This is a genomic window from Streptomyces sp. NPDC030840, from assembly GCF_055572015.1.
On sequence record NZ_JBVIEE010000043.1, the window covers coordinates 1 to 25,005 of the forward strand.

Annotated in this window: 20 protein-coding genes and 2 pseudogenes; 12 read left to right on the forward strand and 10 right to left on the reverse strand. The window is 71.6% G+C overall.

Annotated elements, in window-relative coordinates; translation table 11 throughout:
* Positions 1 to 975 (forward strand): sulfate adenylyltransferase subunit 1 (locus tag ACZ49J_RS45045; protein WP_467457683.1); only part of this gene is annotated, 975 nt, incomplete at its 5' end.
* Between the two features lie 26 nt (positions 976 to 1,001).
* Here ACZ49J_RS45045 and ACZ49J_RS45050 read toward each other — a convergent pair.
* Together ACZ49J_RS45050 and ACZ49J_RS45055 are read right to left on the reverse strand one after the other, a co-directional pair.
* Positions 1,002 to 3,323 (reverse strand): bifunctional salicylyl-CoA 5-hydroxylase/oxidoreductase, encoded by a 2,322-nt coding sequence (locus ACZ49J_RS45050; RefSeq protein WP_467457682.1) that lies wholly within the window; start codon positions 3,321 to 3,323, stop codon positions 1,002 to 1,004.
* A gap of 4 nt (positions 3,324 to 3,327) precedes the next feature.
* Positions 3,328 to 4,155, reverse strand: coding sequence for an enoyl-CoA hydratase family protein (locus tag ACZ49J_RS45055; RefSeq protein ID WP_467457680.1), 828 nt, complete (start codon positions 4,153 to 4,155; stop codon positions 3,328 to 3,330).
* 336 nt (positions 4,156 to 4,491) lie between these two features.
* Between ACZ49J_RS45055 and ACZ49J_RS45060 the strand changes: the two genes are divergently transcribed.
* Entirely contained in the window at positions 4,492 to 4,941 is a 450-nt protein-coding gene (locus ACZ49J_RS45060; RefSeq protein WP_467457679.1) for an ATP-binding protein, read from the forward strand.
* A gap of 50 nt (positions 4,942 to 4,991) precedes the next feature.
* Here the strand turns inward: ACZ49J_RS45060 and argF are convergent, their stop codons facing one another.
* The 5 genes from argF to ACZ49J_RS45085 all read right to left on the reverse strand — a co-directional run bounded on the left by argF (position 4,992) and on the right by ACZ49J_RS45085 (position 11,983).
* A complete protein-coding gene (gene argF, locus ACZ49J_RS45065) occupies positions 4,992 to 6,002 on the reverse strand; it encodes an ornithine carbamoyltransferase (protein WP_467457678.1) in 1,011 nt (336 codons plus the stop codon).
* A gap of 100 nt (positions 6,003 to 6,102) precedes the next feature.
* A complete protein-coding gene (locus tag ACZ49J_RS45070; RefSeq protein WP_467457676.1) occupies positions 6,103 to 7,332 on the reverse strand; it encodes an arginine deiminase in 1,230 nt (409 codons plus the stop codon).
* Between the two features lie 412 nt (positions 7,333 to 7,744).
* Positions 7,745 to 10,306, reverse strand: coding sequence for a polynucleotide kinase-phosphatase (locus ACZ49J_RS45075; protein ID WP_467457675.1), 2,562 nt, complete (start codon positions 10,304 to 10,306; stop codon positions 7,745 to 7,747).
* The gene (locus tag ACZ49J_RS45080) at positions 10,303 to 11,823 is read right to left on the reverse strand and encodes a 3' terminal RNA ribose 2'-O-methyltransferase Hen1 (RefSeq protein WP_467457673.1); all 1,521 of its coding nucleotides are present in this window, start codon (positions 11,821 to 11,823) and stop codon (positions 10,303 to 10,305) included. The genes ACZ49J_RS45075 and ACZ49J_RS45080 overlap by 4 nt, the downstream gene beginning before the upstream one ends.
* 106 nt (positions 11,824 to 11,929) lie before the next feature.
* Positions 11,930 to 11,983 carry a hypothetical protein gene (locus ACZ49J_RS45085; protein WP_467457685.1) on the reverse strand — a complete coding sequence of 18 codons (54 nt, stop codon included), beginning with the start codon at positions 11,981 to 11,983 and terminating at the stop codon, positions 11,930 to 11,932.
* Positions 11,984 to 12,060: 77 nt separating this feature from the next.
* Between ACZ49J_RS45085 and ACZ49J_RS45090 the strand changes: the two are divergent.
* Positions 12,061 to 12,150 (forward strand): annotated as a pseudogene (locus tag ACZ49J_RS45090) (IS5 family transposase); the annotation flags it as partial.
* 2 nt (positions 12,151 to 12,152) lie between these two features.
* Positions 12,153 to 12,431, forward strand: a pseudogene (locus ACZ49J_RS45095) (IS5/IS1182 family transposase); the annotation flags it as partial.
* Positions 12,432 to 12,449: 18 nt separating this feature from the next.
* Here the strand turns inward: ACZ49J_RS45095 and ACZ49J_RS45100 are convergent.
* Positions 12,450 to 13,436 carry an ArsR/SmtB family transcription factor gene (locus tag ACZ49J_RS45100; RefSeq protein WP_467457672.1) on the reverse strand — a complete coding sequence of 329 codons (987 nt, stop codon included), beginning with the start codon at positions 13,434 to 13,436 and terminating at the stop codon, positions 12,450 to 12,452.
* Positions 13,437 to 13,812: 376 nt separating this feature from the next.
* On the opposite strand from ACZ49J_RS45100, the gene ACZ49J_RS45105 reads away from it, so the two are divergent.
* The 3 genes from ACZ49J_RS45105 to ACZ49J_RS45115 are packed head-to-tail and all read left to right on the forward strand — an operon-like array spanning position 13,813 to position 17,146.
* Positions 13,813 to 14,244 carry a hypothetical protein gene (locus tag ACZ49J_RS45105; protein WP_467457670.1) on the forward strand — a complete coding sequence of 144 codons (432 nt, stop codon included), beginning with the start codon at positions 13,813 to 13,815 and terminating at the stop codon, positions 14,242 to 14,244.
* Between the two features lie 57 nt (positions 14,245 to 14,301).
* Complete coding sequence (locus ACZ49J_RS45110) at positions 14,302 to 16,449, forward strand: glycoside hydrolase domain-containing protein (RefSeq protein WP_467457668.1); 2,148 nt, start codon at positions 14,302 to 14,304, stop codon at positions 16,447 to 16,449.
* A 10-nt stretch (positions 16,450 to 16,459) separates the two neighbouring features.
* Positions 16,460 to 17,146: a hypothetical protein gene (locus ACZ49J_RS45115; protein WP_467457666.1), complete on the forward strand. Its 687-nt coding sequence runs from the start codon at positions 16,460 to 16,462 to the stop codon at positions 17,144 to 17,146.
* A 202-nt stretch (positions 17,147 to 17,348) separates the two neighbouring features.
* On the opposite strand, the gene ACZ49J_RS45120 is transcribed toward ACZ49J_RS45115, so the two are convergent.
* Entirely contained in the window at positions 17,349 to 17,546 is a 198-nt protein-coding gene (locus tag ACZ49J_RS45120) for a hypothetical protein (RefSeq protein ID WP_467457665.1), read from the reverse strand.
* A gap of 541 nt (positions 17,547 to 18,087) precedes the next feature.
* Between ACZ49J_RS45120 and ACZ49J_RS45125 the strand changes: the two genes are divergently transcribed.
* The gene (locus ACZ49J_RS45125; protein ID WP_468352417.1) at positions 18,088 to 18,399 is read left to right on the forward strand and encodes a hypothetical protein; all 312 of its coding nucleotides are present in this window, start codon (positions 18,088 to 18,090) and stop codon (positions 18,397 to 18,399) included.
* Positions 18,389 to 18,853: an archease gene (locus tag ACZ49J_RS45130; RefSeq protein ID WP_467457684.1), complete on the forward strand. Its 465-nt coding sequence runs from the start codon at positions 18,389 to 18,391 to the stop codon at positions 18,851 to 18,853. Before ACZ49J_RS45125 ends, ACZ49J_RS45130 begins: the two co-directional genes overlap by 11 nt.
* Before the next feature lie 218 nt (positions 18,854 to 19,071).
* Here ACZ49J_RS45130 and ACZ49J_RS45135 read toward each other — a convergent pair whose 3' ends face one another.
* Positions 19,072 to 20,511 carry an RtcB family protein gene (locus ACZ49J_RS45135; protein WP_467457663.1) on the reverse strand — a complete coding sequence of 480 codons (1,440 nt, stop codon included), beginning with the start codon at positions 20,509 to 20,511 and terminating at the stop codon, positions 19,072 to 19,074.
* A 133-nt stretch (positions 20,512 to 20,644) separates the two neighbouring features.
* On the opposite strand from ACZ49J_RS45135, the gene ACZ49J_RS45140 reads away from it, so the two are divergent.
* The 3 genes from ACZ49J_RS45140 (at position 20,645) to ACZ49J_RS45150 (ending at position 24,873) form a co-directional block, all read left to right on the forward strand.
* On the forward strand, positions 20,645 to 21,772 hold the full coding sequence (locus ACZ49J_RS45140; protein ID WP_467457662.1) for a CapA family protein: 1,128 nt from the start codon (positions 20,645 to 20,647) through the stop codon (positions 21,770 to 21,772).
* A 357-nt stretch (positions 21,773 to 22,129) separates the two neighbouring features.
* The gene (locus tag ACZ49J_RS45145) at positions 22,130 to 23,356 is read left to right on the forward strand and encodes a polysaccharide pyruvyl transferase family protein (protein WP_467457660.1); all 1,227 of its coding nucleotides are present in this window, start codon (positions 22,130 to 22,132) and stop codon (positions 23,354 to 23,356) included.
* 77 nt (positions 23,357 to 23,433) lie between these two features.
* Entirely contained in the window at positions 23,434 to 24,873 is a 1,440-nt protein-coding gene (locus ACZ49J_RS45150; RefSeq protein WP_467457658.1) for an FAD-dependent oxidoreductase, read from the forward strand.
* Positions 24,874 to 25,005: the final 132 nt, after the last annotated feature.

Here is a 25,005-nt window from a genome sequence, read left to right on the forward strand (position 1 = left end):
TACTTCGCCACACCCAGGCGCCGGTTCATCCTCGCCGACACACCCGGCCACGTGCAGTACACCCGCAACATGGTGACGGGTGCCTCCACCGCCGAACTGGCGATCATCCTGGTCGACGCGCGCAACGGTGTCGTCGAGCAGACCCGCCGCCACGCCGCGATCGCCGCGCTGCTGCGGGTCCCGCACGTGGTCCTGGCCGTGAACAAGATGGACCTCGTCGACTACGAGGAGCAGGAGTTCGACCGCATCGTCCAGGACTTCGCGGGCCACGCCGAGGAGTTGGGCCTGCCGGGCTTCACCCCGATCCCGGTGTCGGCGCTCGTCGGTGACAACGTGGTCGAGCGCTCCGCCCGGATGGACTGGTACGCGGGCCCCGCGCTGCTGGAGTTCCTGGAGAACGTCCCGGTGGGTGCCGAGAACGCCGACGCCCCGGCGCGCTTCCCCGTCCAGTACGTGATCCGGCACGGCGAGGACCGGTACTACGCGGGCCAGTTGGTGTCCGGCTCGCTGCGGGTCGGCGACCGGGTGACGCTCCAGCCGTCGGGCGAGACCTCGCGGATCACCGGCATCGACGTGCTCGGGACCGACGCGGAGGTGGCGTACGCGCCGCAGTCGATCAGCGTGCGCCTGGCCGACCAGCGGGACCTCGCGCGCGGCGACATGATCACCGCGGACACCGACGCGCCCACACTGACGCGGGACGTGCGCGCCGCCGTCTGCCATCTGGCCGAACGGCCGCTGCGGGTGGGCGACCGCGTGCTGGTCCGGCACACCACCCGCACGGTGAAGGCGATCGTGAGGGACCTGGGCGGCGCCGGCGAGCTGTCCGCGAACGACCTGGGCCGGATCACCCTGCGCACGGCCGAGCCGCTGGCGCTCGACGACTACGCCGACGTACGCCGCACGGGGGCGTTCATCCTCGTCGACCCGGCGGACGGGGCGACGCTGACGGCCGGGATGGCCGAGCTGGCATAGACCCTCACGCGGTCCCCTTGGTGCCCTCAACTCCCCAGCGTCAGCCGGGGTTTGGCGGCATCCGTGCGTCCGGTGCGCGGGGGCCTGCTCCCCGCCCGGTAGGGGGCCGGCCAGCTCACCCCCGGGCCCTGGTACCCCTGCTCGGCGGCGGCGTGGAGCGTCCAGTGCGGGTCGTACAGGTGCGGGCGGGCCAGGGCGCACAGGTCCGTACGCCCTGCGAGGATCAGGGAGTTGACGTCGTCCCAGGAGGAGATCGCGCCCACGGCGATCACCGGGACGCCCACCTCGTGACGGATGCGGTCGGCGAACGGCGTCTGGTACGAGCGGCCGTATTCGGGCTGCTCGTCCGCGACCACCTGCCCAGTGGAGACGTCTACGGCGTCGGCGCCGTGCGCGGCGAAGGCGCGCGCGATCTCCACGGCGTCCTCGGCGGTGGTGCCGCCGTCGGCCCAGTCGGTGGCGGAGATACGGACGGTCATGGGCCGCTCCTCCGGCCACACCGACCGCATCGCGTCGAACACCTCCAGCGGGAAGCAGAGCCTGCGTTCGAGGGAACCGCCGTAGCGGTCGGTGCGGCGGTTGGTCAGCGGGGAGAGGAACCCGGAGAGCAGATAGCCGTGGGCGCAGTGGAGTTCGAGCAGGTCGAAGCCGCAGCGTGCGGCACGCCAGGCCGCTGAGGCGAACTGCTCGCGCATGTCGGCGAGTTGGGCTCGCGTCAGTTCACGCGGGGTCTGGCTGTCCGGGCGGTACGGGAGCGGGGACGCCGCCACGAGCGGCCAGTTGCCGTCCTCCAGGGGCTCGTCGATGCCCTCCCACATCAGCTTGGTGGAGCCCTTGCGGCCCGAGTGGCCGAGCTGGACGCCGATGGCGGTGCCCGGCGCCTGCGCGTGCACGAACCGTACGATCCGGCGCCAGGCCTCGGCCTGCCGGGGCGTCCACAGTCCCGCGCAGCCCGGGGTGATCCGCCCCTCGGGGCTCACGCACACCATCTCGGTCATGACCAGGCCGGCCCCGCCGAGGGCGCGGGCGCCGAGGTGGACGAGGTGGAAGTCGCCGGGGACGCCGTCCACCGCCGAGTACATGTCCATGGGGGAGACGACGACGCGGTTGCGCAGAGTGAGGCCGCGCAGCCGGAACGGGGTGAACATCGGGGGTGTGCCCGGAGGGCAGCCGAAGGCGCGCTCCACGCTCTCGGTGAAGCGGGGATCGCGCAGCCGGAGGTTGTCGTGGGTGACGCGGCGGCTGCGGGTGAGGAGGTTGAAGGCGAACTGGCGGGAGGGCTGGTCGAGGTGGAGTGCGAGGTTCTCGAACCACTCCAGGCTGGCTCGCGCCGCGCGCTGGGTCGAGGCGACGACGGGACGCCGCTCGGCCTCGTAGGCGGTGAGGGCGTCGGCCAGGGTGGGCTGCTCCCGCAGGCAGGCGGCGAGGGCGAGGGCGTCCTCGACGGCGAGCTTGGTGCCGGAGCCGATGGAGAAGTGCGCGGTGTGCGCGGCGTCGCCCAGCAGGACGATGTTCCCGTGCGACCAGTGCTCGTTGACGACCGTGCGGAAGGTGGTCCAGGCCGACTTGTTGGACCTGAGCGGCCGGCCGTCGAGCGCGTCCGCGAAGATCTTCGCGCACCGCTCGGTGGACTCCTGCTCGTCCGCCCCCGCGAACCCGGCCGCGCGCCACACCTCCTCGCGCATCTCGACGATGACGGTCGACGCACCGAATGGGTTCTGTGGCCCGGAGGACCCCGTCGGGGGGTGGTGGTCGGGAGACGGGCGGGCGTACGGATAGCCGTGGAGTTGCATGACGCCGTGCTCGGTCTCGGCGATCTCGAAGCGGAAGGCGTCGAAGGCGAAGTCGGCGGCGAGCCAGATGTAGCGGCAGCGGTGCTCGGTCACGGCGGGCCGGAAGGCCTCCGCGTACGCCTCGCGGGTGGCGCTGTGGACGCCGTCGGCGGCGATGACCAGGTCGTACGTCGCCGCCAGCCGGGTCGGGTGGGGCGCCTCGGAGTGGAAGCGGAGTGCGACGCCGAGCGAGCGGCAGCGCTCGTGCAGGATCCGCAGGAGCCGCCTGCGGCCGAGGGCGGCGAAGCCGTGGCCGCCGGAGGTGTGCCGTACGCCCCGGTGGACGATGTCGATGTCGTCCCAGCGCACGAACTCGGCCCGCAGCGCCTCGTGGACGGCCGGGTCGGCGTGCTCGATCCCGCCGAGCGTCTCGTCGGAGAGGACGACGCCGAAGCCGAAGGTGTCGTCGGGCGCGTTGCGCTCCCAGACGGTGATCTCACGGGTCGGGTCGAGGCGTTTCAGCAGAGCCGCGGCGTAGAGCCCTCCGGGGCCGCCACCGATGATGGCGACCCTCACGCCGTCACCTCCCCCGCCACTTCGGCGGCCTCTTCTCGGTGAACGCGGCGTGGAACTCGGCGTAGTCCTCGCCGTTCATGAGGAGCGCCTGGGTCGAGGCGTCCAGCTCGATGGCGGCGGCGAGGGGCATGTCGAGTTCGGCGGTGAGCAGGGCCTTGGTCTGGGCGTGGGCGAGTGCCGGGCCCTCGGCCAGGCGGCGGGCCAGGGCGTGGGCGGCCTCGTCGGCGCCGCCCTCCTCCGTGAGCTCGCTGATCAGCCCGATCCGTTCGGCCTCGGCCGCCCGCACCGGCTCGCCGAGCATCAGCAGCCGGGTCGCGTGCCCGAGTCCGACGACGCGGGGCAGCAGGTACGCGGCGCCCATGTCACCGCCGGACAGCCCCACGCGGGTGAACAGGAAGGCGAACCGGGCCGAGGGGTCCGCCACCCGGAAGTCGGCGGCCAGCGCCAGCACGGCCCCGGCGCCCGCGGCCACCCCGTGCAGGGCGGCGATCACCGGGAACGGGCACTCCCGTACGGCCCGGACGACCTGCCCGGTCATGCGGTTGAAGTCGAGGAGCTGGGCCGTGTCCATGGTCAGGGTCGCACCGATGATCTCGTCGACGTCACCGCCGGAGCAGAAGCCCCGTCCCTCCCCGGCCAGCACCAGGGCGCGCACCGACTTCTCGCGGGACAGCTCGGCGAGCAGGTCGCGCAGGTCGGCGTAGGCGCCGAAGGTGAGCGCGTTGAGCTTCTCGGGGCGGGCGAGGGTGATCGTGGCGACGCCGTCGGCGACCGTGCACCGCAGATGGTGCCAGTCGGAGGTGCGGGCGACGGAGCCGGTGAACGGACTCATGAGGGGCGGCCTCCTCCGACGGGAACGGGCCTACTCCTCGAAGCTATCACTGAAACGTGACTGTCGTCATGATGGCGCGATAGGCCGGTACGCCTGTGTACGCCGTCGCCGTCGACCCCGCCCTCCCCTGATCACTGTCGCGATGTGATGGCCGGCCGTCACTCGGTCACGGGTCCTCGACAGGCCGGTAACGGCGGGCGTGCTCGGGCGAGCCGGGGCGTTGACGTGGGTAAGCCGCCCGGCAACGGGGCCGACGGCTCCGTACGGCGCCCGCCGAGGGACGCTGCCGAGGCGCGCCGTACCATGCATCCAGCTGAAAGCAGGACTGCCTGCTCCATGAACGGAACCACCTTGCACGAGCCCCCGGTCCCCGCCTCCTGGCGCATCGCGCTGCCGCACACCGTCGCGGCCGTGCCCGTCGCCCGCGCGCTCGTCCGCACGGCGCTGGCCGAGCTGGAGTACGCGGCCGACTGTGACACCGCGGAGCTGCTGACCGCGGAGCTGGTAGCGAACGCGGTGGAGCACACGGCGGGGAACGGGCCGATAGAGCTGGTCGTGGCGCTGCTGCCGACCGGCTGCCAGGTCGAGGTGCACGATCCGGACCCGGCACCGCCGGGCGATCTCACCCACCCGCACGACACCGAGCCCGACCCCTGGCAGGAGCACGGGCGCGGACTGCTGCTCATCCGCGCCCTCAGCTCGTCCTGCGGCCACCGGCCCACCGAGTCGGGCAAGGCGGTGTGGTTCCGGCTGCCGGTGGTGCCGCCGCAGCGACGGCCCGTATGACGTGACCGTGCGGCCTGCCTGAACGCCGTACGTCGCTGTCGGGCGAGCGTCTACCGGGCGAGCGTCGCCACCAGGATCGCCTTGATGGTGTGCAGGCGGTTCTCCGCCTCGTCGAAGACGACCGAGTGGGACGACTCGAAGACCTCGTCCGTGACCTCCAGCGACTCCAGACCGTGCGTCTCGTGGATCTCACGGCCGACCTTGGTGCCGAGGTCGTGGAAGGCGGGGAGGCAGTGGAGGAACTTGACGTCGGGCTTGCCGGTCGCGCGGAGCACGTCCATGGTCACGGCGTACGGCGCGAGCGCGCCGATCCGCTCGTCCCACACCTCCTTGGGCTCCCCCATGGAGACCCACACATCGGTGGCCACGAAGTCCGCGCCCCGGACACCCTCGGCGACGTCCTCGGTGAGCGTGATGCGGGCGCCACTCACCTGCGCGAGCTTGCGGGCGTCGGTGACGACGTCCTCGGCGGGCCAGTAGTCCTTGGGGGCGACGATCCGGACGTCCATGCCGAGGAGTGCCCCGGTGACCAGGTAGGAGTTGCCCATGTTGAAGCGGGCGTCGCCGAGGTAGGCGAACGCGATCCCGGTCAGCGGCTTGTCGCAGTGCTCGGTCATCGTCAGCACGTCGGCGAGCATCTGGGTGGGGTGCCAGTCGTCGGTGAGGCCGTTGTAGACGGGCACACCGGCGTAGGCGGCCAGCTCCTCCACGGCGGCCTGACTGTCGCCACGGAACTCGATGGCGTCGAACATCCGGCCGAGCACCCGGGCGGTGTCCCGCACGGACTCCTTGTGGCCGATCTGCGAGCCGGAGGGGTCGAGGTACGTCGTCGACGCCCCCTGGTCCGCCGCCGCGACCTCGAACGCGCAGCGGGTGCGCGTCGAGGTCTTCTCGAAGATCAGCGCGATGTTCCGCCCCCGCAGGTACTGCACCTCGGTCCCGGCCTTCTTGGCCGCCTTGAGCTCGGCGGCCAGCGCGAGCAGCCCGCGGAACTCCTCCTCGGTGAAGTCCAGCTCCTTGAGGAAGTGTCGGCCGGCGAGGGCGGTCGGGACGGTCGCCATGGGGGCTCCTGGGTAGGGGTAACAGGCCGCTGGGGCAGGCTAAGGCTTTGGAAGTCTATACGATGAGCCACATTTCTATACAGGGCACGTCCCCGCCCCCTCAGCCACCCACCGCCCCTCTCTCCACAGGGCAGCTCATACACCGGGGACCGCCCCGCCCCCGCCCCAGCTCGCTCCCGGGAATCTCGATCACCTCGATCCCCTGCTTCCTCAAGTGCGTGTTCGTCGTCGCGTTCCGCTCGTACGCCACGACCACCCCCGGCTCCACCGCGAGCACATTGCAGCCGTCGTCCCACTGCTCCCGCTCCGCCGCGTGCACGTCCTGCGTGGCGGTCAACACCCGGATCTCGCTCAGCCCGAGCGCGGCGGCGATCGCCCGGTGCATGTGCTCCGGCGGATGGTCCGTGACCTTGAGCTCCTTGTCACCGACGCCCGGTTCGATCGTGTACGAGCGCAGCATGCCGAGCCCCGCGTACTGGGTGAAGACGTCGCCGTCGACCATGGTCATCACGGTGTCGAGGTGCATGAGCGCGCGCCGCTTGGGCATGTCGAGCGCCACGATCGTCTGCGCCGAGCCGGCCGCGAACAGTTTGTGCGCGAGCATCTCGACGGCCTGGGGGGTGGTCCGCTCGCTCATGCCGATGAGTACCGCTCCGTTGCCGATGACGAGGACGTCGCCGCCCTCGATGGTGGACGGGTAGTCGGCCTGCCCCTCCGACCAGACGTGGAACGCCTCACCCCGGAAGAGGGGGTGGTACCGGTAGATCGCCTCGAAGTGCACGGTCTCGCGCTGGCGGGCGGGCCAGCGCATGGCGTTGATGGAGACCCCGTCGTAGATCCAGGCGGAGGTGTCGCGGGTGAAGAGGTGGTTGGGGAGCGGGCCGAGCAGGAAGTCGTCGAGTTCCATGACGTGGAAGCGCACGGAGGCCGGCTCCTCGTGCGCGTCCAGGAACTCCCGCTTGGTCATCCCGCCGATCAGGGCCTCGGCCAGTTCGGGCGTGGGCAGGGAGTCGAAGGCCGCCCGGAGGTGGTCCGTGGCGAGCGGCCCGTACTCCTTCTCGTCGAAGACCCGGTCCAGCACCAGCGCGCGGGCTTCCGGGATGCGCAGGACGTCGGTGAGCAGGTCGCCGAAGAGGTGGACGATGACCCCGCGGTCACGGAGCACGTCCGCGAACCCGTCGTGCTCCGCGCGCGCCCGGCGCACCCACAGCACGTCGTCGAAGAGCAGGGCGTCCTTGTTGCTGGGGGTGAGCCTTTTGAGCTCGAGGTCCGGCCGGTGCAGGATGACGCGGCGGAGCCGCCCGGCCTCGGAGTCGACGTGGAATCCCATGCCTCCATCCTGACCATTCGGGCGGGTGTTCACCCGCGGGATGCCGGGCGGGACCGTTCTCGCCCCCGCCGCCCCTACCCGTCCCTTCGCCAGGGGCGCTGCCCCCTCACCCCCGCCAAGGGAGCTGCGCCCCCTGGACCCCGGCCAAGGGGCTGCGCCCCCGGACCCCCGGGGGCGCGCCCCCGGCCGCTCCTTGCAGGGCTCCGTTTCGGGGGCCAGCCCCCGGACCCCCGCTCCTCAAACGCCGGAGGGGCTGGATTATGCGGGCCGGGGCTCGGGTTTTCAGCCGAGGACAGGCACATCCAGCCCGTCCGGCGTTTGAGGACGAGGCCGAAGGCCGACAAGCGGGGGTCTGGGGACGCAGCCCCCAGGGACAGGATGGGACGGGTAGGGCGGCGGGGGCGATCACCCCTCACAGCCGAGGGTCCACCGGCTCCGACTCCAGCGCCAGCACCCCGAACACCGCCTCATGCACCCGCCACAACGGCTCCCCCTCCGCCAGCCGGTCCAGGGCCTCCAGCCCCAGGGCGTACTCACGGATCGCCAGGGACCGCTTGTGGCCCAGGAAGCGGTGCCGCAGGCGGGCGAGGTTGTCGGGACGGGTGTACTCAGGGCCGTAGATGATGCGCAGGTACTCACGGCCACGGCACTTGATCCCCGGCTGCACCAGACGCCCCTGGGAGTCACGCACCACCGCACCGGCAGGCTTGACCACCATGCCCTCGCCTCCCCGACCGGTCATCTCCAGCCACCAGTCGACCCCGGCCCGCACGGACTCCGCGTCCCCGGTGTCGACGAACAGACGCCGGGTCGTCTGCAGCAGGCCACTGCCGTCGTGCTCGACCAGGCGGTCGAGCAACGCCAGTTGCTCCGCGTGCGGCAGGGCCGCGAGGCTGCGGCCCTGGACCGCGAGGATCTGGAAGGGCGCCAGCCGCACGCCCTCCAGGCCGTCCGTCGTCCAGCAGTACCGCCGGTAGGCGTCGGTGAACGCCGCCGCGTCCGCGGCGCGCTCGCGCTGCTTCGTGAGCAGGTCGCCCACGTCCACGCCCCGCGCCGCCGCACCCTCCAGCGCGGCCAGCGCACCGGGGAACACCGCCCCGGAGGCCGCGCCGACCGCCGCGTACTGCGCCCGCAGCAACCCGGACGCCTTCAGCGACCACGGCATCAGCTCGGCGTCGAGCAGCAGCCAGTCCGTCTCCAGCTCGTCCCAGAGGCCGGCCGCGGACGCCGCCTCCCGCACCCGCCGGAGGATCTCCTCCGTAACCGACCCGTCGTCGAAGAAGGGGCGCCCGGTGCGCGTGTAGAGCGAGCCCGTCGGGCCCTCGGCCACGCCGAAGCGGTCGCGTGCCACCGCCGCGTCCCGGCACACCAGCGCCACCGCCCGCGAACCCATGTGCTTCTCCTCGCACACGACCCGCGCGACCCCGTCCGCCTCGTACTGCGCGAAGGCCTCAGCGGGGTGCTCCAAGTAGCCCTCGATGTGGGAGGTGGCCGTGGGTGCCATGGTCGGGGGCAGGTACGGGAGCAGGCGCGGGTCGACCGCGAAACGGCTCATGACCTCCAGGGCCGCCGCCGCGTTCTCCTCGCGGACCGTGATCCGCCCCGCGTACCGGGTCTCCACGGTCCTGCGCCCGTGCACGTCCGCCAGGTCCAGCGGCCGTCCCTCGTGGCCGCCAGGTGCCTCGGTGGCGAGCGGCTTCGCCGGCTCGTACCAGACGCGCTCGGCCGGTACGTCGACGAGCTCCCGCTCCGGCCAGCGCAGCGCGGTCAGCCTGCCGCCGAAGACCGCGCCCGTGTCGAGGCAGATGGTGTTGTTGAGCCAGGTGGCCTGCGGAACCGGCGTGTGGCCGTACACCACCGCCGCGCGGCCCCGGTAGTCCTCCGCCCACGGGTAGCGCACCGGCAGGCCGAACTCGTCGGTCTCGCCGGTCGTGTCGCCGTACAGGGCGTGCGAGCGCACCCGGCCGGACGTGCGGCCGTGGTACTTCTCGGGCAGGCCCGCGTGGCAGACGACGAGCCGGCCGCCGTCGAGGACGTAGTGGCTGACCAGGCCGTCCACGAACTCCCGCACCCGGGCGCGGAACGCGTCGTCCTCCTTCTCCAGTTGCTCGATGGTCTCGGCCAGTCCGTGGGTGTGCTGGACCTTGCGGCCCTTCAGCCAGCGGCCCAGCTTGTTCTCGTGGTTTCCGGGGACGCAGAGCGCCGTGCCGGACTCGACCATGGACATCACGCGGCGCAGTACGCCCGGGGTGTCCGGGCCGCGGTCGACGAGGTCGCCGACGAAGACCGCCGTACGGCCGTCCGGGTGCGCGCCGTCCACATAGCCCAACTTGCCCAGCAGCGCCTCCAGTTCGGAGGAGCAGCCGTGGATGTCGCCGATGATGTCGAACGGACCGGTGAGGTGGGTGAGGTCGTTGAAGCGCTTCTCGGTGACGACGGTCGCGTTCTCCACCGCCTCCGCTCCCCGCAGGACGTGCACCTTGCGGAAGCCCTCGCGCTCCAGGTGCCTGAGGGAGCGGCGCAGTTCGCGGGTGTGGCGCTGGATCACGCGCCGCGGCATGTCCGCGCGGTCGGTGCGGGCCGCGTTGCGCTCCGCGCAGACCTCCTCCGGCACGTCGAGGACGATCGCGATGGGCAGCACGTCGTACTTCTTGGCGAGGTCGATCAGCTGACGGCGGCTCTCCTGCTGCACGCTCGTCGCGTCGACGACCGTGCGGCGGCCGGCCGCGAGCCGCTTGCCCGCGATGTAGTGCAGCACCTCGAAGGCGTCCCGGGTGGCGCTCTGGTCGTTCTCGTCGTCGGAGACGAGACCGCGGCAGAAGTCCGACGAGATCACCTCGGTCGGCTTGAAGTGCCTGCGGGCGAAGGTCGACTTGCCGGAGCCGGACGCGCCGATCAGCACCACGAGGGAGAGGTCGGTGACGGGCAGGGTGCGCCCCTGCGCGGAACCCGCCTTGGTCTGGGTCTCGGTCATGCCGCCTTCACCTCCTTCTCGTTCGTGGTGCTTGCCGTGGTCGTGTTCGTGGTCGTGTTCTTGGTCGTGTCCGTGGCCGCGCTCATGGTGAACACGGCCATCTGGGTGGGCGGCCCCACCTCGGGGTCGTCGGGGCCGACGGGCACGAACTCCACGCGGTACCCGTGCCGTTCGGCCACCGCCTCCGCCCACGCCCGGAACTCGGCGCGCGTCCACTCGAAGCGGTGGTCGCCGTGCCGGACGTGCCCGGCGGGGAGGCTCTCCCAGCGGACGTTGTACTCGACGTTGGGCGTCGTGACGAGCACGGTGCGGGGCCGGGCGGAGCCGAACACCGCGTACTCAAGGGCGGGCAGCCGCGGCAGGTCGAGGTGCTCGATGACCTCGCTCAGCACGGCGGCGTCGTAGCCCTTCAGCCGCTTGTCGGTGTACGCGAGCGAGCCCTGGAAGAGCCGGACGCGCGAGGCCTGCCGCTCCCCCATGCGGTCCAGCCTCAGCCGTCGCGAGGCGATGGTCAGGGCCCGCACCGAGACGTCGACGCCGACGATCTCGGTGAACCGCGGGTCCTTGAGCAGCGCCTGCACCAACTGGCCCTGTCCGCAGCCGAGATCGAGCACGCGCCCGGCCCCCGCGGCCCGCAGTGCCCCGATGATCGCGTCCCTGCGCTGCACGGCCAGCGGAGTCGGCTTCTCCTCCGTCTCGCTCTCCGCCTCGACCGCGTTGTCGATCTCCTCGACCTCGCTGTCGTCCGCCTCGGCCAGCCGTACGAGCTCAAGGGCCTCCATGGCCTGGCGCGTCAGCGACCAGCGGCGGGAGAGGTAGCGGCTGGTGATCAGCTTGTGCTCGGGGTGGTCGGGCAGCCAGCCCTCACCGGCCCGCAGCAGCTTGTCCACCTCGTCGGAGGTCACCCAGTAGTGCTTGGCGTCGTCGAGGACCGGCAGGAGGACGTACAGGTGGCGCAGGGCCTCGGCCAGGGTTCGGGCCTGCGACTCCAGTACCAGGCGGACGTAGCGCGAGTCGCCCCACTCGGGGAACTCGGTGTCCAGCGGCACGGCGTCCACGGTCACCGTCCAGCCGAGCGGCTCGAACAGCCCCCGTACCAGATCAGGGCCGCCGCGGGCGGGCAGCGCGGGTATCTCGATGCGCAACGGGCGTACCGCACCCGGGAGTTCGGGCCGGGCGTGGCAGGCGCCCTTCATCGCGCTGGAGAACACGGCGCTCAGCGCGACGGCGAGCAGGGAGGACGCCGCGTACGGGCGGTCGTTCACGTACTGCGCGAGGGCCGCGTCGGGCGCGCCGCCACGGCCCTTGCCCTTGCCGCGCCGGACCAGCGCCACGGCATCCACCTCCAGCAGCAGCGCGGCCGTACAGCGCTCGGCGCTCGCCTCGGGGTAGAGGACGTGGGCCGTGCCGTAGGACAGCTTGGCTGAGAACGGGTTGTCAGGGTGCTTATGGAGGAGGAAGCCCAGGTCAGTGGCCGGGTGCTGCTCGTCGCCAGTAGTCGAGATCGTCAGGAACACGTGTCCGAGTATGGGTGTTTGTGGGCCCACGGCGGTACTGGATTACCTGGGGACAGCAGAGGACCCCCACCAGTCGGCAGGGGTCGTGTGAGGCTCTGTGAGCCGTTCAGCCAAGGTGCCGGTAGAGCGTGGCGCGGGAGACTCCGAGAGCCTTGGCAATGGCAGCGAGCTCTCCCCCTTGGCCTTACGAGCCTTGGCCACAGTCAGCACGTCCTCAGTGATGACGGACGGACGTCCACCGGTAAGGTCCACCTCGCCGCCGACCGGAAGTGCCGCCCCCTGGCCCTCCTCCTGACCGCGGGCCAGGCGGCGGACAGCCCCCAGTTCACCGCGCCTACCTGCGTAAACGCCGCGTCAATGCGGTGATCCCGGAGAAGAAGGACCAGACCGCCAACCGGAAGGAGAAGGGCAGCAGGGGTGGCAGGCCCGTCAGCCACGACACCGAGCTCCACAAGGAACGGAAGACCGTCGAACGCGTGATCACCACGATGAAGGCATGGCGAGGCATCGCGACTCCCTACGACAAGACCCCGGGGAGCTGCCTCGCCGGTCTCCACCTTCGCGCCTCGATGATCTGCATCAAGGACCTCACACGAGCCACCCCTTGATCACAACCCAATACGCTCCTAGTGGCCGTGCCCCTCGACGAGGGCCCGGCCGATCGGAGTTGGCGTGTGCCACACCATGTTGGCCTCGCGCCGGCTTACGACCAGCCCGGCCTTGCGCAGGACGGTGGTGTGCTCGCTCGCCGACGCGGCGGACATGCCCAGCCGCCGTGCGATGTCTCCGCCCGTCGTGCCGCCGGACGCCGCGATCTCCTCCAGGACGGCGGCGCGCGTACGGCCCAGCAGGCGGGCCACGGCAGCCCGCTTCGGCTCGGCGGGATCCTCGGTGAGGCTCTGGAGGCCGCGGTTCGCGGGGTAGACCAGCACGGGGTGCAGCCCCCCGTCCCGCAGTGTGATCGGCATGCGCCAGCAGAAATACGAAGGGATCAGCAGCAGGCCGCGCCCGTTCAGATGCACGTCCTGGCGTACCGGGTACTCCACTTTCAGTACCGGGGGCTCCCAGCGGACCATGGGATGGATGTTGCTCAGCAGCCGCTCGGCGCCGCCGCCGATGAGGTCGCGTACGCGTGAGGCCTGTTCGGCATCGATCACGGCACGGATGCGGTGCCAGGTCCGGGACAGAACCCGCTGGTGGTAGCGGTTCAGCGCGGCGCCGAGCCGACGCATGGTCTCCGCGTCGCCCTCGGCCAGCCCGCGCATCCACGGCGGCGTGGCGCCCTGGGCGGCCAGCAGCTTGAGTTCGCTGCGCAGCCGGGTGCGACCGGTGCTCATCACGGCCTCCACGACGGACTCCACGTCGGTTGATCCGGCCGCTGTGGACGGGGTGAGGAAGTCGGGCGAATATCCGCGCGGCGGGGCGAGTTGGAGCAGCGGGCGGGTCGTGGGGTCGAGCGCCGCCAGCGCCTCGGCCCGCCAGCGGCCGAAGACGATGTGGTCCGGTGAACCGCCGAGGGCGTGAAGGCTCAGCAGCAGCTCCCAGGCGGGATCGGGCTCCGCGGCGAGCCGGACACGACTCAGATCCTCCGCGGAGAAGTGGATGTGCAGCACGGACGGAACCCCCTGTTGTGACCGGCTGTCATCGCCCACACTCGCTCGTGCGGCTCACGGCGGTGACGGAGCCAACGAGGTCCTGCCGCGCCAGGGTACTTCGGACGAGACCGAAAGTGGATGCCGGGCGGCCGGGACTCGGGACACCCTGAGGGCGACCACATGAGGTGCACGTGTGTGCCGCGTCCTTTTCGATGCGCACACGGGGGTACCCCCGGGGCTTCACCATCGTGGCCCCGGGAGTCGCCCGCTCAACCCTGACATCCGTCAGGGGCGAGCCGCCGCATGTGCGTCCAAGGTCCCGCATCGGCGCCGAAGCGTGTGCGGCGTCCAGCAGGCGGGCCTCCCGCATTGCTCGTCACTGAAGGGAATCACCATGTTGAAGCCGGGCTCCGCCCTGCCCACGTCCGCCCGCGGCCGGACAACCGCTGTCCTCAGGAGACTTGCCACCGTCGCCGGTACCGCGGTCCTGACGGCCGCGGCCCTGTTTGCCGCGCCGGGCACCGCACAGGCGGACGGGCATGGCATCGACCACTACGGCGTTTGGGCCACGGGCGTCAATGTCCGCGACGGCGGCGAGTGGTGCCAGCTGTACCCGGGGCCGTACTACTGCGACCGGATCGTGGCGACGGTGAGCGCGCCCAAGGTGGTGTGGGTGTACTGCCAGCAGGAGGGCGGTCTGACCGTCGGCGGCAACCCGTACTGGGTGTGGGTCATGACCGAGAACGGCACACGCGGCTGGATGGCCAGCTACTACATCAAGAACCAGAGCAACTGGATTGACGGCGTGCCGCACTGCCGGGACTGACGCGTCCGTTCCGCACAGCAAGCGTAGGACTGACCAACCGCCGCGAGACGAGGAACGATGTCCGTCACGATCAACACGCGTGCCACCTGGGGGCAGTACGTACCCTTCATCTCGAGAGCACATGCCTCGGGAGACCCCGTCCCGAACGACACCGACCCCTGGTCGGGCAAACTGGGGGTATTCATTCACTACCTCGGTTCGGGGGACACCAGCCACCTGGTGACGGAAGAGAAATGCCGCGAGGAAATCGCCGAGGTCTACTGGCTTCACACCACGGGCGAATTCGACGACATCGCCTACAACTTCGTCGTCTGCCCGCACGGCCACATCTACATGGGGCGTGGGTACGAGCGAGGTGAGGCCAACGGCGCCGGAACAGTCGAGTACGGCGACGAGGAAGTGGGCCGCAACGAGGGGTTCTACTCGATCCTGGGATTGATGCGCTCGGGCAACCTGGCCAGCGAGGCCATGCTGCGCTCGATCAGGGACCTCATCCAGCATCTGCGACGCCTCAGCACACGGCCCGCCGGCGGGAAAATCCTTCCGCACTCCTTCGGGTGGGACACGGACTGCCCCGGAAACCTTCACATGTACGCGCGGCCGGGATCGACGATCGACCCTTCGGCACCGTGGCGGGGCCCGGCCGACATCTACGTGTACCGGACGCAGAAATGGGTCAATGAGACCTACGACACGGCGGCTGGATACGTCATCTGCTCGGAGACCGGGTACACCGGTTGGCCCACGGTGCTGTCGCTCACGCAGGGACTCCAGCACGAACTCGGCATATCGCCAACCGTTCAGAACTTCGGCCCGGGGACCTTCAACGCCGTCAAGAACCGCGGGCTGCTCCCGGGCGAGGACGGCAACAAGAACCTGATCAGGATCTACAACGGCGCACTGTGGGCCAAGGGCTACTGGGCGTCGACGGACCTCGGCGACTGGACGGGGGACTCCGAGGACGCCCTCGCCCAGCTCTACGGTGACATGGGCCTGCAGTACGCCGATCCGGGACAGCGCCGGGCCCTGTGGCCGCACGTCGTCAGAGCCTTGATGCGCATGGACCAGTTCCGCAAGGTGCAGGGCGGGGACGATGTCATCCGCACCATCCAGCAGCGGCTCAACTCCCGTTATGTCGCAAGCGTCGGCATTCCCGCGATGGGCCTCGTGCCCTGTGACGGTGTCTACTCGCGCGATGTCCAGCAGGGTCTGATGATGGCCATCCAGTACGAGACCGGCATCGCCCTCAGCTCCATCAACGGGTACTTCGGACCCGGCACCCAAGCCGCTCTGAAGGGCAAGGGCTCCACCACTCTCACCGGCGACCTGCGCTATCTCTTCCGCGCCGCGTGCTACTTCAACTCACCCACCTATACACCGCAAGGTGCGACAAAGTATCTGGCGGCGGATATCGGTATCGACACTCAGACCGGCACCCATCTGGGGTGGGTACAGAACTTCCAGCGTTTCTCTCAGATTCCCGTCACGGGCCACAATGACTACACGACGTGGGCCCAGCTCCTCGTGTCGTCCGGCGACACCTCGCGGGACGCGGCCGGCTGCGACGGCATCACCGAGATCACCGCGGAACGCGGCCGGCTGCTCAAGGCGAACGGCTACGAGATCGTCGGCCGGTTCCTCGACGAGCATCTCAGCCCGGGCGACCCGTACTACCTGGGCAAGGCGCTCAAGCCGGGTGAGCCGCAGACGATCCTCAACGCCGGCCTGCGGTTCTTCCCGATCTTCCAGTACAACGGCACGCAGCTTGAGAACTTCACCTACGACAAGGGACGGGACCAGGGAGGCAAGGCCCACCAGAAGGCCGTCGAGCATCGCATCGGCCCCCGCACCTGCATCTACTTCGCGATCGACTACGACGCCACGGACGAGGAGATCGACAGCCACGTGCTGCCGTACTTCAAGGGCGTCCGGGACGGCCTCGCCGACCAGGGAAGCCGGTACACCTTCGGCGTCTACGGCTCCCGGAACGTGTGCATCCGCATCTCCAGGGAGGGCGGGGCGACCTGGTCGTTCGTCTCGGGCATGTCCTGGGGGTTCTCGGGGAACCTCGGCTTCCCGCTGCCGGAGAACTGGTCGTTCAACCAGATCAAGGAGTACGACTTCCAGCCGGGCTGGGGACTTGACCACAACATATGGCGCCTGGGCAGCGACCCCGGCGTGTCCGCCCTCGTGACCGGTGAGTGAGGAATCCCCCATGATCTCCAGACGCAGTCTTCTGCACGCCGCCGCGGGCGCCGGGGTTCTGGTCGTCGCGCAGGGCACCGTGCTCCCAGCCGCCGCGAACGCCGCCGACGACCCCACGGGCCCGGCCGAGTGGACCCGCAAGTCCTCCTCCAACGGCTGGCGGATCGACCCCGTCGCCGTCGCGGTCCACCACGTTGCAGGGACCACCCGGTCCGTGTCCCTGCACAAGGGTGACGCCGCCGTGATCCTCCTGCACATCGCGCGCCGCTGGCACTACGAGATCGCCGACATCGACACGGGAGAGGGCGGTGGCATCACCGCCCACACCACCCGCCGTACCGTCGGCGCCGCCTTCGAGTCGAACTACCTCTCCGGCACCGCCATCGCCCTTCACCCCAGCGCCTATCCCCTGGCGGGCAGCGAGCGGCTGTGGCCGCATCATGAGGCGATCGTGAGGGACATCCTCGTCGACTGCGAGGGCACGGTCGCTTGGGGTGGCGACCTGAAACCGGCGAAGGCGTCGCACTTCCACATCGCGGTCCGCCCCGGAGACAGGGCCCTGGCCCGGGTCGCCGAGAAGCTGGACACCAGCAGGCACCGGGAGTTCCGGGCCCAGACAGCCGGCACCGTGGCCGACCCGGCGGCGCCCGTACGCCGCGTGAAGGCGCGGCGGCTCCGGCCGGTCACGACCGGCTGAACAGCACGCCGGGCGGGAGAGCCACCGCGTCGGCACCTGCCCCAGGGGCCCTCCTCCCCCGGCGGGGGCCTGGGGCTTCGTGCCTACGGCGGCCGGCCCGGTCCCGCCCGCACCGCACCCGCCGGCATGGCGGCCTGTCCATGACATGCCTTCGGCCCCCGGGATCTTCCCGATCCCGGGGGCCGAAGTGGACGGGCTTCGCTCAGAGAGCGGAGGCGTGGACGCCGCCGCCCGCCGTGAGGCCCTCGGGGGAGGCGACGGCCAGGAGGTCGGCGCAGACGTCCGCGAGCGGCGTCTCCAGGGAGAGACCGCCGGAGGCGCCGGCCGCGAGACCGCCGGAGACGTTGTCCAGAGCGGCGTCGGACATCTCGGCGGTTTCAACCTGGGGGGTGAGGTTCATGACGGGCTGTTCCCTTCGAATGAGCACTTCTGAATGGCGGAGGCCGCCCCCGGTCCCGTATCGGGAACCAGTCCGGCGAGGTGGGCCATGCGGAGGATCCAAACACGTCGGCAGGAGGACCGGCCAGCCTCCCGAGGCTCAGGCGGGACCAGGTGAGCAGGGGGGCTTCACCGGTGTGACAGCGCGATGACCGACGCGACCGACTCCTTCACAGGGCCTGCCGTCCCGCTGCACGCACCCGGGCGTCGCCGACTGCCCCAGAGCGGACACTTCCACGCCAAACCCATGGAGCGCCGACGCGCTGGTGACAACTGTTCAGGTTCCGTAGGACCCGTCGGTGAACGATGTGCAGGTTCACCGGAGTTTCGGCTGGCGACCGGGGCGGCGTTCGCCGGGGACCGGTGGGAGTCGCCCGCTGCCGCGCCAAGCCGTCCCCGCACCACCGGGGCGCCTCTCTGTGCGCTCCGGCCGGGCGTCCGGACACAGGTGCGGGTTTCTGGGTACTCGCCGTTCACGCACCCCTCCTGAGGAGATGACCCGGATGCTGTACCTCGGACTGCTCCTCCTCGCGGCCACGGGCGCCTTCACCGGCCTGGTGATCGCCTACAACCTGTCCGGCGGCCCCGAGTACACCGTGTCGGTGTTCGACCAGGACATCGCCACCCTGAACTCCCTCGCGATCTTCTGCTCGGGTCTGGCGCTGGCCCTCCTGTTCTGCCTGGGCCTCGGCCTGGTCCTGGCACGGGGTGGATCCGCCCACCCCCGTCACCGCAGACCGCGGGGACCCGGCAGGACGCGTGAGACCACCGCAGTGCGCCATGACGAAGGGACCGGGGACGATGATGGTCGGTGATCCGGACGACGACGTACAGGCTCGGCGGGAAGGCGTCGACGGCCATCGCGCGGTGCCGCACACCGCCGACATCCGCGTCGAGGCCTGGGGAGCCAGCCGGGAGCGCTGTCTGGCGGAGGCGGTGCTGGGCATGGTCGAGTGCTTCGCCGACGTCTCGGCGGTGCGCCCCACCGCCGTGGAGCGCGTCCGGCTGGCCGAGGACAGCGACGACGACCTGCTGGCCACACTGCTGGACGAGGTCCTCTTCCGGCTGGAGGTGCACGGCAGGGTGCCCGTGGACGTGGAGGTGGACACGGCCGACGAACCCGGCGACGGCCTCGACGTGCGGCTGGCGGTGGCCGAGCTGGCGGCGGTGGAGGTCACCGGTGCCGCCCCGAAGGCCGTCTCCTGGCACGAGCTGCGCATCGGGCCCGGTCCGTACGGCTGGTCGTGCGCGGTGACGATCGACGCGTGACGGCCTACGCGCGACGAGCGAGGCGTGAGGACCGAGGCGTGACGACCGACGCGCGAGAACCGACACGCGACGACCGACGCACGACGACCGACGCACGAGAACCGACGCACGAGAACCGACACGCGACGACCGACGCACGAGAACCGACACGCGACGACCGACACGCGACGACCGACACGTGAGAATGACGACCGCCGGTACGGCCGCCCAGCAGCCGCTCAGCCCTTGACCACGCCGAGCGGGACCAGTCGCGCCACGGTGCGGCACAGCCCGGCCCGTTCGCTGGCCGCCACCACCGCGCTCACGTCCTTGTACGCCTCCGGGGCCTCCTCGGACAGGCCGCGCCAGGACCGTGGCCGTACCGCGATGCCGTCCCGCTCCAGCCGGGCCCCCAGGTCCCGGCCGCGGACGGTGCGTGCGGCCCGGTGGCGGCTCAGGACGCGGCCCGCGCCGTGGCAGGTCGAGAAGAAGGCGTCGCCGCCGGGCACACCGGTGAGCACGTACGAGGCCGTGCCCATGGTGCCGGGGATCAGCACGGGCTGCCCGTACGCGCGCACGTCATCCGGCAGGTCCGGGTGGCCGGGCGGGAAGGCGCGGGTGGCGCCCTTGCGGTGCACGCACAACCGGCGCCGCGTCCCGTCGACCGCGTGCGTCTCGATCTTGGCGAGGTTGTGGGACACGTCGTACACGAGGGACAGCCGGGCGCCCGCGGCACGGCGGAAGACCCGGCGCGCCGCGTCGGCAAGCAGCTGGCGGTTCGCGCGGGCGTAGTTGGCGGCCGCCGCCATCGCGCCCAGGTAGGCCCGCCCCTGCGGTGAGTCGACCGGGGTGCAGGCCAGCTGCCGGTCGGGCACGGTGATGCCGTACCGGGCCATGGCGCGGTCCATCGCCTTGACGTGGTCGGTGCAGATCTGGTGGCCGAGGCCGCGCGAGCCGCAGTGGATCATCACGCACACCTGGTCGGGGGCGAGTCCGAACGCGGCGGCGGCCCGCTCGTCGTAGACCTCGGCGACCCGCTGCACCTCCAGGAAGTGGTTGGCGGACCCGAGGCTGCCCACCTGCCCCGCGCCCCGCTCGCGGGCCCGGCCGCCGACCTGGGTCAGGTCGGCGTCGGCGACCGCGCCGCCGTCCTCGCAGCGCGTCAGGTCGCGTTCCTCGCCGTACCCCTCGGCGACGGCGTACCGGGAACCGTCCTCCAGGATCCGCTCCAGCTGCCGGTGGCCCACCGGACGCCACACGCCCCCGGGTCCCGCGCCGCGCGGGATCGCCCGGTCCAGGCCGTCCATGACCGCGGGCAGTGCGCGCTCCAGTGTCGCGCGGTCGGTGTCGGCGGCCAGCAGCCGGACCCCGCAGGAGATGTCGAAGCCGACGCCGCCGGGCGAGACGACACCGCCCTGGTCCACGTCGGTGGCGGCCACACCGCCGATGGGGAAGCCGTAGCCCCAGTGGATGTCCGGCATGGCGTACGAGGCGCCGACGATGCCCGGCAGGGTCGCCACGTTGACGACCTGCTCCAGCGACTGCGCGGCGTCACCCAGCAGGTCCCGGGAGGCGAACACCACCCCGGGCACCCGCATCGGCTCCCTGCGTTCGATACGGAAGCGGCAGGGGCGTTCCTCGACCAGTTCCTCCGCCAGTCCTCGCGCGGCCGTTTTCATCGGGACCTCCCGCTGCACGCGTCGCCGGCGTCCCCTCACGTGCCCTCCGCAGTACCCGTGCCGGGCACCTCCGTACCACCGAATACCGGGACGAACAGGGGCGGACCACTCCGTGTCGCCTTACTGTGGGGACATGGGCGGCGGCGTGGTGACGCTGTTCCTGTGCGGCGATGTGATGCTCGGGCGCGGTGTCGACCAGATCCTCGCGCACCCCGGTGATCCGGCCCTGCGGGAGGACTACGTCGCGGACGCCCGGGAGTACGTCCGGCTCGCGGAGTCGGCGAGCGGCCCGATCCCCGCCCCCGTGGACCCCTCCTGGCCGTGGGGTGAGGCGCTGCGGGTGCTTCAGGAGGCCGCCCCGGACGTCCGGATCGTGAACCTGGAGACGTCGGTGACCCGGCGTGACGCGTTCGCCTACGGCAAGGCCGTGCACTACCGGATGCACCCGGAGAACCTGCCCGCGCTGGCGGTGGCCCGGCCCGACGTGTGCGTCCTGGCCAACAACCACGTGCTGGACTTCGGCCGCCCGGGTCTGACGGAGACGCTCGACGCGCTGGCCCGCGCGGGCCTGCGCGTGGCGGGTGCCGGACGGGACGCCGACGCGGCGTACGCGCCCGCCTCCGTGCCCGTCGCGGGCGGGGGCCGTGTCCTGGTGTTCGCGCTCGGCGCGCGGTGCAGTGGGATTCCGCCGGACTGGAGGGCGACCGCGGACGAGCCGGGCGTCGCGTACGTCCCCGACCTGTCGCCGGCCACGGCCGACGCGGTGGTCCGGCACGTGGGCCGGGCGAGGCGTCCGGGGGACGTCGTGGTCGTGTCCGTGCACTGGGGTTCCAACTGGGGCTACCGGATTCCCCGGGAACAGCTCCGCTTCGCGCACGCCCTGGTCGACGGCGGTGTCGACGTCGTCCACGGTCACTCCTCGCACCACCCGCGGCGCCTGGAGGTGTACCGCGGCCGGCTGATCCTGCACGGCTGCGGCGACTTCATCGACGACTACGAGGGCATCGCCGGGTACGAGGAGTTCCGCGACGACCTGCGGCTCGCCCACCTCGTCTCGGTCGCGGCGGACACGGGCCGGCTCACCGGCCTGCGCATGGTGCCCCTGCGGTCCCGGAAGATGCGGCTGGAGCCCGCGCCGGACGCCGACCGCGCCTGGCTGCGGGCCACCCTCGACCGCATCAGCGACGGTGTGCGGATCACCCTGGCGTCCGACGGCACGCTCGCGCTGGCACACCCCACGACCACGGCCGGGCCTCCATGAACGGGTGACCCGTGCCGCGGCCGAACCCGCTCGGTGCCGGCACGACGCCCCCCGCGGTCCGGGCCCGCCGGTCTGCTGACGGCAACGGGAGCCGGGCATGCCTGCCTGGCACCGAGGTCACCGGATCGCCTGCGCCCGGGGCATGCTGCGCCGCCGCCGGTCGCCGCGCGTTCCCGCAGGTGGAGGCCGGTCAGCCGGGCATCGGGAGCGGTGCGCGCGCCAGGCCGGCAGGCGTTCCCGCTCGCCCGCCGGGGCGACCTGGGCCACGCTGAGATGCGGGCGCTCGCTTCTCCCTTCCCCGACCGGCTCGTCCACTCCCCCGACCGACCCGACTCCGACGTGACGGGAGCCCCACGGATGAACACAGTCCCTCCGGAGCCACCGCCGGGCACGCCGGGCACGCCCGCCGGCCGGCGCATCGGCCTCCTCGGTTCGTACGGCGGCTTCAACATGGGCGACGAGTCCATCCTGACCTGCGTACTGGGCTGTCTGCGCGCCCGGCGGCCACAGGACCGGCTCGTCGTCTTCAGCCGTAACGCGGAGCACACGCGCGCCCACCACCGCTTGGCCGACGAGGTGGTGGACTGGGAGGGCGTCAGCCGCAACCGGGTGCTGGACGCGCTGACGGGCCTCGACCTGCTGGTGCTGGGCGGCGGCGGCATCCTCTACGACGGCGAGGCCCGCCGGTATCTGCGGCTGGTGCGAGCCGCGCAGGAACGCGGTGTGCGCACGTTCGCCTACGCCGTCGGCGCCGGGCCGCTGCGGGAGCCGGACGACCGGGAGGCGGTGCGCACGGTCCTGGCGGAGATGGACGACGTCGTGGTGCGGGACGAGGAGTCCCGGCTCGTGCTGGAGGAGGTCGGGGTCGAGCGGGACATCGCCGTCACCGCGGATCCCGCGCTGCTGCTGGCCCCGGAGCCGTTCACCGACCGGATGCTGGGCGACGAGGGCATACCGGCGGGTGCCCGGCTGGTGGGGATGTCCGTGCGCGAGCCGGGCCGGGCGGCCGAGCACCTGGACGAGGGCGACTACCACGCGCTGCTCGCCGACGTCGCCGACTTCCTCGTGCGGCGCCTGGACGCGCACGTGGTGTTCCTGCCGATGGAGCGCCACGACGTGCGGCACGCCCACGCGGTGCTGTCCCACATGACGGCCCCGGACAAGGGGCGGATCCTGCACGGCGCCTACAGTCCGGGACAGCTGCTCGGCTTCATGCGCCACCTGGACCTGGCCGTCGGGATGCGTCTGCACTTCGTGATCTTCGCCGCGCTGTCCGGGCTGCCGGTGCTGCCGCTGCCGTACTCGGGCAAGGTCTTCGACTTCGCGCGCCGCATCGGGGCGCCGGCCCTGGTGGGGGTGGCACGCGAGCAGGCCGGACTGCTGCTGGCGGAGGTCGACCGGCTCTGGGACGAATATCCGCAGCGCCGCGCGGTACTGCGGGCCCGGGTGCGTGAGCTGCGCGCGCTCGCCGAGGAGACCTGCGTCCGGTGTGGGAGCCTGCTCGACGGCATCGACGGGGCCGCGCACCCACAGGTGGAACAGGCGCCGCCGATCGCCTCAGAGGTGCGCCCGCTGAGCGCGTGAGCTGCCCGTGAGTGGACCGGACCCGGACCGGTACCGACAAGGGCACGACCGGACCGTCCAGGGCGCGGAGGACCCCGATGCCGATCCTGGAAGAGCCCCCGGAGCACCGCACGGTCACGCTGCCGCCGCGCCCCGCCCGGCACGGTGGCCGTACCGACGTCCTGGTGGTGGGCGGCGGGCCCGCCGGCTGCGCCGCCGCGGTCGCCGCGGCCGACGCGGGCGCGGAGGTCGTGCTGGTGGAGCGCTACGGCTTCCTCGGCGGCAACGCGACCGTGGCGCTCGTCATGCCGCTGATGTCGTTCCACAACGAGCACAAGCAGGCCGCGTTCACCGAGGCCGGGGACGTCACCCGGCTGCTGCCCACCGACCACGGCGAGGGCGAACCGGTGGTCGCGGGAGTCCTGTGGCGGCTCCTCGACCGGCTCGCGGCGCGCGGCGGCTGCGTCCCGCCGTCCCTCGCGACCGGGTACACCGTGCCGTTCGACCCGGAGATCTTCAAACGCGTCCTGCTCGACCTCATGGACGAGGCGGGCGTGCGGATGCTGTTCCACGCCTTCGCCTCCTCCGCGCTGCCCCTGGACGACGGCTGGCGGGTCGTCTTCGAGACCAAGTCGGGGCCGGTGGTGATCGACGCGGGCGTGGTGGTGGACGGCACGGGCGACGGTGACCTCGCGGTGGCGTGCGGGGCTCGCTACGAGATCGGGCGGCCGGAGGACGGGCTGGTGCAGCCGATGACGCTGATGTTCCGCGTCGCCGAGTTCCTGCCGGAGAGGTTCGCGGAGTACGTGCGTGCGCACCCCGACCAGTGGCGCGGTGTGCACGGGCTGTGGGACCTCGTACGGCAGGCCACGGCGGACGGCGAGCTGGAGCTGCCGCGCGAGGACGTGCTGTTCTTCGCCACCCCGCATCCGCACGAGGTCAGTGTCAACTGCACCCGTCTGACCAGGGCACTCGGCACCAGCGTGTGGGACCTCACCCGGGCCGAGTACACGGCCCGCCGGCAGCTGGAGCAGATCGACCACTTCCTGCGCACGCACGTTCCCGGATTCGAGGACTCCTACGTCGTGCAGAGCGGCGCCCACATCGGTGTCCGGGAGAGCCGCCGGATCCTCGGCGACTACCAGCTGACGGGTGACGACGTCCTGGCCGCCCGGTCCTTCCCGGACGTGATCGCGCACGGCGCCTACCCGGTCGACATCCACAACCCGGAGGGCACCGGCACCCTCCTCAGGCGGGTGCCGACCGGCCGCTTCTACGACATCCCCTTGCGCTGCCTGCTGCCCCGCGGGGCCGACCACCTGCTGGTGGCCGGGCGCTGCATCTCCGGTACGCACGTGGCCCACTCCTCGTACCGGGTGATGCCCATCGCGATGGCGACCGGCCAGGCGGCCGGGGTGTGCGCGGCGCTGTCCGTTCACCGCGGGCGCACCCCGAGGGACGTACCCGCGTCCCTCGTCCAGAAGGAACTGCTGCGGCAGGGGGCACGGCTGCACACCGACGCGCCGGCGCCCGACTGACGGCCACCGTGTGCGGCGCCCTTCGCTGCTCGGTCGGCTAGTAGGACTCCGTTAGGTCTGTCTTGATCTTGGTGTGGGTCTGCTGGGTAGGGGTTGGTGGCAGGTGGTGCAGGTGCCGGTCCAGCAGTTCAG